Raw genomic sequence first — 12,567 nt, 5'->3', positions numbered from 1 at the left:
ACGGAATAAAAATCGAAAATAAATAGCTTTAAAAAGTCTTTCTTGAAATTAATTTTATAAATTAGTGTTACATTTATAAACTAAATCGTTGTTTTAAAATAAAGTTTTTTATTTTTGCCAACAAATTAAATTCTAAAATTAAAGATTATGTCAGACATTGCATCAAGAGTAAAAGCGATTATCGTAGACAAATTAGGTGTTGACGAAAACGAAGTTGTAACAGAAGCAAGCTTCACTAATGATTTAGGAGCTGACTCATTAGACACTGTTGAGCTTATTATGGAATTCGAAAAAGAATTTGATATTCAAATTCCAGACGATCAAGCAGAAAACATTGCTACTGTTGGTCAAGCTATTTCTTATATCGAAGAAGCTAAAAAATAATAATACTGCACCCGATTTCTAAAAAGCCCCAATTTTTGAAATTCAAAATTCCAAAATTTGGAATTTGATTTTTGAAATTTGATTTTTTTAAGAGTCGGGTGTTATTATTTTTTTTCAAATTTAAATTTCGATTGATTTTCAATCAAAAAGATATATTTATATTGTAATGCCCATGGCTCTTAAGTAAACAATACAGTTAAGAAAGCGTGGGTTTTATTTGTTTAAAGTACAAAATACATATTTATGGCATTAAGGCGAGTTGTTGTAACAGGATTAGGTGCACTTACTCCTATCGGGAATAATATCCAGGAATATTGGAATGCACTTGTGAATGGAGTTAGCGGAGCCGCTCCTATCACATATTATGATACAGAAAAGCATAAAACGAAATTTGCCTGTGAAGTAAAAAACTTCAATATTGAAGATTTTATGGATCGTAAAGAATCTCGTAGATTAGATAAATTTGCTCAATATGCGGTTGCTGCCAGTGATGAAGCTATTAAAGATGCCGGACTTACTAATGATAATATCGACAAACAAAGAGTAGGTGTTATCTGGGGAGCAGGAATCGGAGGTCTGGAAACTTTCCAGGAAGAAGTAATTTATTATGCAAAAGGAGACGGAACCCCAAAATTCAATCCGTTTTTTATCCCTAAAATGATTGCCGATATAGCACCTGCACACATTTCGATGCGTAACGGATATATGGGACCAAATTATACTACTGTTTCTGCATGTGCATCTTCTGCAAATGCATTAATTGATGCTTTCAACTACATTCGTTTAGGAATGTGTGATGTTATTGTATCCGGTGGTTCAGAAGCTGCCATTACCATTGCCGGTATGGGAGGTTTTAACTCTATGCACGCCTTATCAACAAGAAACGAAAGCCCTGAAACAGCTTCAAGACCTTTTGACGGAACCAGAGACGGTTTTGTTTTAGGTGAAGGAGCCGGAGCATTAGTACTTGAAGATTACGAACATGCTAAAGCCAGAGGCGCAAAAATTTACTGTGAAATTGGCGGTGGCGGAATGTCGTCTGATGCTTACCACTTAACAGCACCACATCCGGAAGGAATTGGCGTTATTGCGGTAATGAAAAACACGCTTAGAGATGCCGGAATGACTCCTGAAGATGTTGATCATATCAACACACACGGAACTTCTACTCCATTAGGAGATGTGGCTGAATTAAAAGCAATCAGTGCTGTTTTTGGAGATCATGCAAAAACAATCAATATCAACTCTACAAAATCAATGACAGGTCACTTATTAGGTGCAGCCGGAGCTATTGAAGCAATTGCTTCTATTTTAGCAATGCAGCACGGAATTGTGCCTCCAACGATTAATCATACTGTAGTAGATGAGAACATTGATCCTTCATTGAATCTTACCTTAAACAAACCTCAAAAGAGAGAAGTAAATGTTGCGATGAGTAACACTTTTGGTTTTGGTGGACACAATGCTTGCGTATTGTTTAAAAAATTAGTGGACTAATTTCTGCATATGAATATTATCAAAAAAATATTTTCAAAATCCCGTTCTCTAGAAGACGGGATTTTTTTTGACACTATTCAGAAAATACTTGGTTTTCAGCCTGCCTCTATCGATTTTTATAAGAAAGCTTTTACACATCGCTCTTCAAATAAACTGGACGAGTCAGGACATCCGATCAATTACGAGCGATTGGAATTTTTAGGAGACGCTATGTTAAGTGCCGTAATTGCTGCACATTTGTTTAATAAAGCACCCAACGGCGATGAAGGTTATCTGACCAAAATGCGTTCGAAAATCGTAAGTCGCGAACATTTGAATGAATTGGGTAAAGATCTGAACCTGGTTCGCTTTGTAGAAAGCAAAGTTCCGATCCAGCATTTCGGCGAAAATATTCATGGTAATATTTTCGAATCCCTTATTGGAGCCATTTACCTCGATAAAGGTTATTCGTTTTGCGAACGATTTATTCAAAAAAGAGTAATTACACCTTACGTCGATATTGCACGACTTGAGGGAAAAGTAATTAGCTATAAAAGTTTGGTTATCGAATGGTGTCAGAAAGAAAAAAGAATCTTTCACTATGACATTTTTGAAGATAACGGCATTGATGGCCAACGCTTGTTTGGTGTCAAATTAAGTATAGACGATAAAGTAGTCGCAAGAGCACGCGCAACTTCAAAAAAGAAAGCAGAAGAAAAAGCTTCACAAAGGGCATATTTTGCATTTCAGGAAAAAATAGACAAGAAATAGCTACAAAACACTTGTAACTATCTTAAAGCTATAACGTTTTCGTTTATAATTTAACAAAAACATACACTTCTTAACTATCGATGCTCCGTTAGAAATAGTATATTTACACCTTTATTTTTCATGACATGGCTATTCATAGATTGGATTTAGACGAATTTGACGAAATTGATTATTATTTAATGGCAATCCACACTTCATTGGAAGATTACAGATTGGCCTATTTTATCAATAAAAACCTTCCGATAAACTTAAGTAAGAGCAAAAACGAGATCCATGCTCAGACTAAAGAAGGCGAGGCAAATTTTTCGAGATTTTATTATTATGATTCCGAAAAAGCAGTTTCATGGAATCTGATTCAGAATAAAAATGAGATCATTTCAGTGAGTAAAAATGATTCTCAAGATTTGTTTTCCAATGAGACAAGTGAGGTTTCAACAACAATTCATTTACTTCCTGAATTCAAAAAAGTAGATTTTTTCCTGAAAGTAGACAATAGCGAAGAAGCTCTTGACTTTTCAGAAATTCAACAACAATTAAACAAAATAGAAAGTATTGCGGCTATATATGCCGTCGATACCGACAAAATAAAATCAAAAAACAATCTAATTTTTTAAAAAAAATGCTAAAAACAAACAAAAAAACCAAAATTGTTGCTACACTTGGGCCTGCATGTAGTACGAGGGAGATTATCAAGGATATGATCGAGGCAGGGGTTAATGTGTTTAGAATCAATTTTTCGCATGCTGATTACGACGGAGTAAAAGATAAAATAAATATTATTAGAGGTCTTAATGAAGAGTTTGGTTATACTACTGCAATCTTAGGAGATTTACAGGGGCCAAAACTTAGAGTTGGGGTAATGGAAGAAGGAACAGTAGTAAATGACGGTGACGTTATTACGTTTACAACTGCTGAGGATATTATTGGAAATGCTCAGAAAGTGTTCATGAAATATCAAAATTTCCCAAATGACGTTAACCCGGGAGAGCGTATTTTATTGGATGATGGTAAATTGATTTTCGAAATCCTTACTACTGATAAAAAATCAGAAGTTACCGCTAAAGTTATTCAGGGTGGAGAATTAAAGTCTAAAAAAGGAGTTAATCTTCCAAACACCAAAATTTCTTTACCGGCTTTAACAGAGAAAGATATTGCTGATGCGATTTTTGCTATTGAACAAAAAGTAGACTGGATTGCGCTTTCGTTTGTAAAAACACCACGCGATTTACAAGATCTGCAAGAATTAATCGCCAAACATTCAGAGCATAAAATTCCGATCGTAGCTAAAATTGAAATGCCGGAAGCTCTTGAGAACATCGATAAAATTGTAGCGTATTGCGATGCTTTAATGGTGGCCCGTGGAGATTTGGGTGTTGAACTTCCAGCTCACGAAGTACCATTAGTACAAAAAGATTTGATCCGCAGAGCAAAAACTGCCAGAATTCCGGTTATCGTTGCGACACAAATGATGGAAACAATGATTACAAGCTTAACTCCTACCAGAGCTGAAGTAAACGACGTTGCTAACTCTGTAATGGACGGTGCCGATGCTGTAATGTTATCGGGAGAAACAGCTACAGGAAATTATCCGGTACAGGTTATCCAAAAAATGACACAAATTTGTGAGGCAGTTGAGGATTCTCCGCTTATTCAGGTTCCACAAAACACACCACAAATTAAAACTAAACGTTTTGTTACCAAAACAGTTTGTCATCAGGCCGCTTTATTGGCTAATGAAATCAAAGCAAAAGCAATTTGTACTTTAACAAACAGTGGTTATACTGCTTTCCAAATTTCAGCCTGGAGACCATCTGCACACATTTTAGTATTTACTTCAAACAGAAGAATCTTAACTCAATTGAATTTATTATGGGGAGTAAGATCTTACTTCTACGATAAAGACGAAAGTACTGATGATACTGTAACGGATGTTAACGAAATCGCAAGAGAAAAAGGATATGTTGTAAAAGGAGATTATTTAATCAACCTTGCTGCAATGCCGATTAAAGAAAAAGGAATGGTTAACACCATGAGAGTTTCTGAAATAGAATAGTTTACTTCTTAAAGTTTACATTTACAACGAAAGCCATTCCTAATCGAATGGCTTTTTTATTGTTTAATTTTAAATTTCTATCACTCGCTCCGTGGCCAAAATCATAGACGAACAGAACAGTTATGTTGTATTTCAGGGGAAATGATCCCCCCATAAAAACCGCATTTTTTTAATAGTGATAAACCCTTGCGAACTAACAAGTAAGAATTTTACCTCTAGTATTATGTCGTTTAAATAAAATAATTTATCTTTAACTATAAAGCGGTATATATTACTAATAATTACTTACCCAAACACTTCTGTTTATTTATACTCCGGATTTTATCAAAATTTTAATAATATCAAGTTAAACTAATTTAATCATTAATTTAAATACCACAAGATGAATATTAAAAGAAAGAATCTTCGTATAATCCCAATGCTTCTATTGGGTTTAATTTACAGCTGCTCACCAACTGTAAGAGTTACCACCGATTACGATCCCAGTACTAATTTCAACGAGTACAAAACTTTTGCTGTTTACGACTTAAAAGCACAGGAAGGACAGGTTAGTCAACTAAATGTTGATCGTGTAACAAAAGCCATCCGTAGCGAAATGATTAGTAAAGGTTTTACAGAAACTACGACAAACCCGGATCTCAAAGTAAATGCGGTATCGATTTTAAAAACCAAAACTTCTGTATCAGCAAACACTGATTTTTATGGTTATGGCGGTATGTATCGTCCCTATCGATATTGGGGTGGAGGCGCGATGATGGGAAGCGCCAATACAACGGTCAACACCTACGATTATGTAGATGGTTCTCTGATCATTGATATTGTATCTTCAAAAACACAAAAACTAGTATGGCAAGGGATAGGTAATGCTAAAATAGACAGCAAACCCAGCAATCCGGAAGAGTTTATTACCTCAGCGATCCAAAAAATTATGGCTGGATTTCCTCCCGGATTAACAAAAAAATAAGCCTATACCCTCAAAAGCAATCACTAAAATACACTACAGAACAGATTTTGGATATTTACGGGTACGGAAATTCAAACTCTGCATGGATGTCGATGTCGCAAAATTCCCGAAAGACCGGGTCTGCTCTATTGTTTTTGTAAATAACTGGCTGCGTTGATTCTCTATCACTATCAAACACAACAAGTTTAAAAAACAGTCGGATTTACCCACTTTTTTGTTTTGCGTATTTTGTAAGTTTATATCGATTAAGAAAAACATTTTATAAAAATTAACGGTTGCAGGTTAGTTTTATTAGTTAAAATTTAATTGTTTTGTAACAAAATTTAAATTACCACAACTAATTTATCAAAACATTAAATATAAATTATGAATACATTTTCATTCAAATCAGTGTTTGCAGCATCGGTATTTTTGGCTGGAACAGCAGGCTGTTTTGCGCAGGACGTTTTAGTTAACTCACTTAAATTAAACGCCAGCGACAAAAGTAAAGAAAACTTTAAATTTACCGAAGTGATCAATTTAGGAACAACTTCTGTAAAAGCTCAGGGTTCATCAGGGACTTGCTGGAGTTATTCAACCAACTCATTCTTAGAATCAGAAATGATTCGTTTAGGAAAACAACCGGTTGAATTGTCTCAAATTTTTTCGGCAAGAAACGTGTATGTTGACAAAGGAGAAAACTATGTTCGTATGCATGGAGCCATTAGTCTTGGTGACGGTGGAGCTTTGCATGATGTAATTAATATGTACAAAAAGTACGGAACTGTTCCGAGAGAAGTATATACAGGATTAAACTACGGAACTGATAAAAACAAATTTGGCGAAATGGGCGCTTTAATCGAAAGTGTTTTGGCAGCAGTAGTTAAAAACCCTAACGGAGAGCTGACACCAAACTGGAAAAAAGCTTACGCAGCGGTAATTGATTCTTATTTAGGTAAAGTACCGGAAAACTTTAACTACAAAGGAAAAAACTATACACCTCAAACTTTTGCTAAAGAAGTAGTAGGAATTAATCCGGATGAGTATGTAGAAATGTCTTCTTTTACTACCTCTCCATACTACCAAAAAACGACTATGATGGTGCCGGACAACTGGTCATTGGATCAGGTTTACAACGTAAAAGTAAACGACATGACCGATGTTATCGATAATGCATTGAAAAAAGGATATACTGTAGCGTGGGCAACTGACGTAAGTGAGAAAAGCTTTAGCTGGAAAAATGGTGTGGCTTATGTGGCTAGTAAAAAATTCGACGATATGACTGCTGAAGAAAAAGCAGACATGTTTAACGGACCAAAAGCTGAGCCGGAAATTACTCCTGAAATGCGTCAGACTGCATTTGACAACTACACTACAACAGATGATCACGGTATGCACATCATTGGTTTAGCCAAAGATCAAACCGGAAAAGAATATTACATCGTAAAAAATTCATGGGGAGAAACAAACGACTACAAAGGTTTCTTGTTTGTAACTAAGAATTTCGTAAAATACAAAACAACTGCTTTATTAGTAAACAAAGGCGGAATCCCTGCTGAGATTGCTAAAAAATTAGGGGTATAATTTATTCCGGATTTTTGAAAATATAGAAATAGCGCTGCAATTACTTGCAGCGCTATTTTTTTTAAAAATTAACCGTTGGTAAATCAGGTATAAGTACTGGTATTGGTTGTGTTTAGTATGCCTAAATTCGTCCTGCTTAAGCAATTAAGAGGCGTTTCCCGAAAAGCCTTAACAGAGTAGGGCGATCCAATAAACAACTAAATCATGTCAACATCCCCGGTAATCACAGTACCTATTTCAGATCAGCAACATCTGTTATTTTTATTTATTCCATTAAAAAAAGGCGCTTTACCCGAAGCATTACTTGCTGCTCAAAGCATTAGAGAAGCTGCCACTACAGAACCTCCGGTTGGAGATCTTCGTAAAACAACAGGAGTACATTATTTTACGATTTATGCACAAGCAGACGGTGCTCCAACTCCGGGAATACCCGTTCCGGGATTTCAGTCTTATCCGGGAAAAGATGTATTGGTAGTAATGTCTATCTACGACGGACAATTTGATGATTATATCAGAGCATTCTTCAAGATAGAGCAGGTTGTCAATGGTTTAAACCTCTTGTTACACCTTATAGACGAAGAAGGAATTCCGGGTGTGGATCCGGATGGACCAACATCAGCAAAATTCATTAGAGCCAAAGACAGAGGCGGAGTAGTTAAAAATGCAGCTGCATTTTACTGCTTGTTGATGCGTTACAATTTTGGAGATCCTGTTTTTTCCGCAGGTGATAAAGACGGAAAATATGTTTTTGGCACCAACTTTCCGGGACTTACCGTAGCAAAAGTTATCGATAACTATCCAAATGCCGATAAAATATGGCCACCGGTTCCGGGTCAGGTAAGTTATAATTTTCCAAAAGCTCAAAAACCGGATTGCGAATAGTTTTAAATCTAATCTTAATGAAGATAAACTATGAGTAATTCCAAATCAGTTGAAATGAATGATATACAGGGACTAATATTACGAGGCTATAATTTTCCTCACATCAGATATATTATTTTCCGTATAGAAGATACCGACGGAGCAAAACAATTTTGTGCAGATCTTGCTTCGGGAACCGCTCCCGGTGGTTTGTCGATCACCAGTGCAGAGCCCTGGGAAAACCTGCAAAAACCGGACTATTGTCTTAATATTGGTTTTACGTACTCCGGTTTAGAAAAACTGATAGGTAAAGATAATAGTAAAACGGTCAAGGATGATTCGAGTGCCGAAGTATTTGTAGCCTTTAAAAAAGGAGCAATAAATGATGCCGGGCTAATGGGTGACACCGGAGAGAGTGCTCCTGCAAACTGGTGGAAAAACGGAGGATGGATTGCAAAAGAAGCACCAAGTACTGATGGGAGTGATCTTCATATTCAATTGACGCTTTTTACCTTAACGCCCGAAAACAGAGAAAAATACTATTCGGATTTGTTGGGTATGATAGCCAAAACGCCATCAGGACCAGCTGTAGTTCCGGTATACTATCAGGATTCAGATCCCATAACCGTCGACGGAAATTCAGATTATGTACATTTTGGATATCGCGATAGTCTGTCTCAACCACGTATTGATGATATTTTGTGGAACAAGCCCAAAATGCTAAAATTAATGGGCATAAGCAGCATCGATGACAGGCCAAAGGTGCCTTTGGATCGTTTTGTAATAAGTCAGAGCGCAAAGGATTATAATGCCCATGCCTTACTGGTAAACGGTACTTTTGCAGCTTTTAGATTGTTGTATCAGGACGAAGCTAAATTTAATGCGTTCATTCATTCCAACGGTGAAACTTCACCCGAATTAATGGCTGCAAAGATTTGCGGACGCTGGCGCGACGGTACACCTCTTGTTGTTTCACCCAATAAAGAAGATAAAAGCCTGGGAGAACCCAGTACCAAAAACTTCAATTTTACCAACTTTAATTACTTAACGCCAAGTCGAAATCAGCAAGGCGATCAAAGCAGTGATGAACTGGCTTTAAAATGTCCTTATGGGGCACACATCCGAAGAGCAAACCCACGTGATGATATAAACGTAAAAGATAATGATGATAATGCCGAAACTCATCGAATTCTTAGACGTGCATCGCCGTACGGGCCCGTGTATGATCCTGCTGAGAAACCGGGTATACAACGCGGATTGGTTGGTTTGTTTATTGGGGCTGTTCTTGATTTTCAATTTCGCTTTGTTACCAAAGTCTGGTTGGAGCAGGGAGGTTTTAGAAATCCGGATGCATCGCCTAATTACAGTGGTGTTGATCCAATTTTTGGACCACAGGTCGCAGATACTAGTCCGGACAATTCTATTTTTGCTTATAATAAAAAGGGAACTTATGTAGAAACCCCAAACCTAACGCGTTTTGTGCGTACAGATGGCAGTTTGTATTTGTTTTTACCCGGAATTTCAGGTTTGAAATTCATCTCGCAAGGGAAAATACCGGTGTAACTTAACATCGAGAATTCTTTTTTATATTGCTAAAAAATAGAAGTTTACTCTTTTTTTGAAATAGAAAAGCGCTGCAGGATTTGCAGCGCTTTCTTTTAGTTTATAAAAATTAAGCACGCGGATCGTACAGATTCGCCAGGCGAAAACACGGATCTACGCAGATTTTTTTCTTTGTAATAATAGTAAAGCAAAAGCACTGGAATCCTTCAGCGACCAGGAAATCGAAAAAGCCTGTGTTCAAACTGAACCCGTGACCTTATGACAAAGAAAAACGCTGCAAAATTTGCAGCGTTTCCCCAATTAACTACTATAAAAAAAAATAAACTATTTAAACTTCTAATTCGTAAACCATTCGTAAACAACTCTTGTTCAATTCTTATAGTACAAATATACGCCGCATAATACCTAACATTTTTCGGTTTGTAAGACATGGTATAACCTATGTAATAATTGGATTTTCTGTGCAAAATTCAGTGAAAAATAATGCCTTTTCAGAACAACGAAACTATGTTTTACTCACATTATCAAACACTTAAAAGCAAAAAAAGTCCAAAAAGGAATTGCTCCAAGGAAAGATAACCTCTGAAAATGATGAAAAGGTTTGAAATTGAAAATTTGATTTCTAAAAACAACCAAAAAAAAGCGAATTAAAATTAAAGCTTTCGTTTTTCAGGATTTGAATCTGTTCCAAAATCGCAGAAGTTGAATCCCGATGTTTATTGGCTTTTTGAAGTAAAATGTTCTTTATAACTTATGCGGTAAAGAGCTCGCAACTCCCGTGATGTAGTACAGGAAAATTACAGGAATTAGCAATAAAACACAGTTGGTTGGCTTTGGTATGAAGTGTATTCGCCAGTTCGATTTGATCGGCGTTCGCAATTTTTACTTTGGGGTTTAAATGAACGGCAACAAAGCGCCCGCTTCCGTCAGCGGAAACTTCAAGTGTAGCCTCTGCCTCATCTGAATACTCCAGAACTTCTATTCCGTTTTGAGAACATACATACAAATACGACATCATATGGCAGGAAACCAAACTGCTCAGCAACAAATCTTCGGGATTGTACAATTCCGGATCTCCCTTAAAAGCTTTGGCAGCCGAAACCTCTAAAACTGCTTTTCCCTCAATCATAATCTGATGGCTTTTACTGTAAAATCGCTTTGTTGAATCTTTCTGATTTTGCTTTAAGGCCCATTTTACGGCTACTCTGAATAGATGTTTCATTTCGATTGTGTTTTTGTTCTTGCGAAGTTACCATTTTATATGGTTTGCGAATTAGTCTCCTCTTACCGTATTGTCATTTCGACCGAAGGGAGAAATCACACCAAAAACTCCGCTCCAGCAGTCCCAATCTTTGTCGAATTTTGTATGTGATTTCTCCCTTCGGTCGAAATGACACTAGGAACTCCACTCCTGCAATCCCAATCTTTGTCGAATCTTGCATGTGATTTCTCCCTTTGGTCGAAATGACACAAAAGCTCCGCTCCCGGAATCCCAATCTTTGTCGAATTTTGCTTGTGATTTGCTACGCCGATTCGCTATCGCTCGGTTCTCCCTTCGGTCGAAATGACACACGTGAGTTAAATTACTTCTTCTATTTGTTATTATTGAAATGGTGACGCAATTCAACCTTCTTTAAAAACAAAAAGTGGCCGGAATTGCTTCCGGCCACTTTTACTCAAATGGGGGTTTGAGTATGTGATTATTTTGTTGGATGTGGTGCTATCAACTGAACACTAACAGAACCTCCACCATCTAATGTAGTTCCTTTTTTGAAGGTTCCTGTGGCAGGATCAACTTCGTAAATTGAAGCTACAGCATCAATAGGAGAAATTGCTGTGTAATACTTTCCTTTGTATACCAATGGCGAACGAACCATTGAAACCGGGCTTAAAGGTGTATTAATCAACGAAACTGTTTTGTTTTTCAAATCAATTCTAACCAATTGCCCCACGTTTTTTAAACGATCTCTTACCGAAGTCATTAACTCTTCGTACTGAACGGTACCAATTGCAATTCCGTTACCCACATAATTTATTCCCATCAAACAGGCTTGTTTGCCCAATGGTGTTGTTACATCAATAAAATAATCTTTATCAAAATCTGCTGTACCTTTTTTAATACGCACAACTCCTGATTTTCCACCTACACCAGTCCAGAATTTACCGGCACTAGCTACAAAATAGTGATTGCCTTCTTCGTCTTTGTCTAATGAGTTTAAGTAATCGTAACCTACTCCACCAGCAGTTGCCGTAGTTTTAATTACTTTTAAATTGTTCATTGCCGGATAATCATAAACTAAAGCTCTTACTCCATCAACGGTATAGGATTTTGATTCGTTATCATAAAAATAACCTCCCAAAATAAGCTTTCCATTGTCTACAAATGCTTTTCCAACAGAAAACTGAACTCCTTTATTCGCTGCGTCATAAGGTACAGCCATTGTTCCTTTTGCTTCTATTGTAAAATCACTTAGTTTAATTCTTGCCCAGCCTACTGTACCGTTATTCAAATCCAGTCCGCCTAAAACCAACATGGTATTATCGTCTACGATATTCAGAGATTGAAAATAATTTGGAACCACTCCATCTGTAAGTATAGCCCCTTTTTCTTTTAAACTTCCGTCTTTACTCATTTCGTACTGAATGAATTTTTTCTGCGGAAGGTTCATCAAATAAACATATTGTTTGTGCCAGATATAACGGGAACCGTTGGCCTCAATACCTTTTCCTTTAAAAGTAAGCGAACCTTCTGTTAAGGAAGGAACCGATGCGATATACTGCAAGTCCTGAGTCCAGCTTGCTATTGTAAAATGTTGTGCGCTTTCTACTTCCACTTCATCTGATTTTGAACTGCAAGATGTTGCAGCTGTAGCAAACAAGACCACGGCAGAAGCCATAAATGTTGTCTTTTTTAAGAATGATTTCATTTTCA

General features: G+C 36.7%; 11 protein-coding genes. 9 read left to right on the top strand and 2 right to left on the bottom strand.

Annotated features, from left to right (window positions below; genetic code table 11):
• Nucleotides 1-147: 147 nt before the first annotated feature.
• The 9 genes from ACN1CN_RS09340 (at nucleotide 148) to ACN1CN_RS09300 (ending at nucleotide 9,635) form a co-directional block, all read left to right on the top strand.
• Entirely contained in the window at nucleotides 148-384 is a 237-nt protein-coding gene (locus tag ACN1CN_RS09340; protein WP_007137004.1) for an acyl carrier protein, read from the top strand.
• A gap of 243 nt (nucleotides 385-627) precedes the next feature.
• Nucleotides 628-1,881: a beta-ketoacyl-ACP synthase II gene (gene fabF / locus ACN1CN_RS09335; RefSeq protein ID WP_264525914.1), complete on the top strand. Its 1,254-nt coding sequence runs from the start codon at nucleotides 628-630 to the stop codon at nucleotides 1,879-1,881.
• A 9-nt stretch (nucleotides 1,882-1,890) separates the two neighbouring features.
• On the top strand, nucleotides 1,891-2,631 hold the full coding sequence (gene rnc, locus ACN1CN_RS09330; RefSeq protein WP_264525913.1) for a ribonuclease III: 741 nt from the start codon (nucleotides 1,891-1,893) through the stop codon (nucleotides 2,629-2,631).
• Between the two features lie 125 nt (nucleotides 2,632-2,756).
• Nucleotides 2,757-3,245 (top strand): IPExxxVDY family protein, encoded by a 489-nt coding sequence (locus ACN1CN_RS09325; RefSeq protein ID WP_173964763.1) that lies wholly within the window; start codon nucleotides 2,757-2,759, stop codon nucleotides 3,243-3,245.
• A 5-nt stretch (nucleotides 3,246-3,250) separates the two neighbouring features.
• Complete coding sequence (gene pyk / locus ACN1CN_RS09320) at nucleotides 3,251-4,684, top strand: pyruvate kinase (RefSeq protein WP_419135448.1); 1,434 nt, start codon at nucleotides 3,251-3,253, stop codon at nucleotides 4,682-4,684.
• A gap of 382 nt (nucleotides 4,685-5,066) precedes the next feature.
• Nucleotides 5,067-5,648 (top strand): DUF4136 domain-containing protein, encoded by a 582-nt coding sequence (locus ACN1CN_RS09315; RefSeq protein ID WP_419135447.1) that lies wholly within the window; start codon nucleotides 5,067-5,069, stop codon nucleotides 5,646-5,648.
• 366 nt (nucleotides 5,649-6,014) lie between these two features.
• Nucleotides 6,015-7,211, top strand: coding sequence for an aminopeptidase C (locus tag ACN1CN_RS09310; protein WP_264525910.1), 1,197 nt, complete (start codon nucleotides 6,015-6,017; stop codon nucleotides 7,209-7,211).
• 204 nt (nucleotides 7,212-7,415) lie between these two features.
• Nucleotides 7,416-8,093, top strand: coding sequence for a hypothetical protein (locus ACN1CN_RS09305; RefSeq protein WP_264525909.1), 678 nt, complete (start codon nucleotides 7,416-7,418; stop codon nucleotides 8,091-8,093).
• 54 nt (nucleotides 8,094-8,147) lie between these two features.
• Complete coding sequence (locus ACN1CN_RS09300; RefSeq protein ID WP_419135446.1) at nucleotides 8,148-9,635, top strand: Dyp-type peroxidase; 1,488 nt, start codon at nucleotides 8,148-8,150, stop codon at nucleotides 9,633-9,635.
• 751 nt (nucleotides 9,636-10,386) lie between these two features.
• On the opposite strand, the gene ACN1CN_RS09295 is transcribed toward ACN1CN_RS09300, so the two are convergent.
• Together ACN1CN_RS09295 and ACN1CN_RS09290 are read right to left on the bottom strand one after the other, a co-directional pair.
• The gene (locus ACN1CN_RS09295; RefSeq protein ID WP_419135445.1) at nucleotides 10,387-10,857 is read right to left on the bottom strand and encodes an OsmC family protein; all 471 of its coding nucleotides are present in this window, start codon (nucleotides 10,855-10,857) and stop codon (nucleotides 10,387-10,389) included.
• A gap of 478 nt (nucleotides 10,858-11,335) precedes the next feature.
• On the bottom strand, nucleotides 11,336-12,562 hold the full coding sequence (locus tag ACN1CN_RS09290) for a DUF4374 domain-containing protein (protein ID WP_419135444.1): 1,227 nt from the start codon (nucleotides 12,560-12,562) through the stop codon (nucleotides 11,336-11,338).
• Nucleotides 12,563-12,567 lie beyond the last annotated feature (5 nt).

The sequence above is a fragment of the Flavobacterium sp. T12S277 genome (genome assembly GCF_048514875.1).
Classification (GTDB): domain Bacteria; phylum Bacteroidota; class Bacteroidia; order Flavobacteriales; family Flavobacteriaceae; genus Flavobacterium.
The sequence above is the reverse complement of the archived record's forward strand: the minus strand, read 5'-3'. Positions and strand labels throughout refer to the sequence as shown.

Bases quoted from the DNA above. Each gene is read 5' to 3' on its own strand.
- ACN1CN_RS09340 (WP_007137004.1), top strand. From the start codon at position 148: ATGTCAGACATTGCATCAAGAGTAAAAGCGATTATCGTAGACAAATTA.
- fabF (WP_264525914.1), top strand. From the start codon at position 628: ATGGCATTAAGGCGAGTTGTTGTAACAGGATTAGGTGCACTTACTCCT.
- rnc (WP_264525913.1), top strand. From the start codon at position 1,891: ATGAATATTATCAAAAAAATATTTTCAAAATCCCGTTCTCTAGAAGAC.
- ACN1CN_RS09325 (WP_173964763.1), top strand. From the start codon at position 2,757: ATGGCTATTCATAGATTGGATTTAGACGAATTTGACGAAATTGATTAT.
- pyk (WP_419135448.1), top strand. From the start codon at position 3,251: ATGCTAAAAACAAACAAAAAAACCAAAATTGTTGCTACACTTGGGCCT.
- ACN1CN_RS09315 (WP_419135447.1), top strand. From the start codon at position 5,067: ATGAATATTAAAAGAAAGAATCTTCGTATAATCCCAATGCTTCTATTG.
- ACN1CN_RS09310 (WP_264525910.1), top strand. From the start codon at position 6,015: ATGAATACATTTTCATTCAAATCAGTGTTTGCAGCATCGGTATTTTTG.
- ACN1CN_RS09305 (WP_264525909.1), top strand. From the start codon at position 7,416: ATGTCAACATCCCCGGTAATCACAGTACCTATTTCAGATCAGCAACAT.
- ACN1CN_RS09300 (WP_419135446.1), top strand. From the start codon at position 8,148: ATGAATGATATACAGGGACTAATATTACGAGGCTATAATTTTCCTCAC.
- ACN1CN_RS09295 (WP_419135445.1), bottom strand. From the start codon at position 10,857: ATGAAACATCTATTCAGAGTAGCCGTAAAATGGGCCTTAAAGCAAAAT.
- ACN1CN_RS09290 (WP_419135444.1), bottom strand. From the start codon at position 12,562: ATGAAATCATTCTTAAAAAAGACAACATTTATGGCTTCTGCCGTGGTC.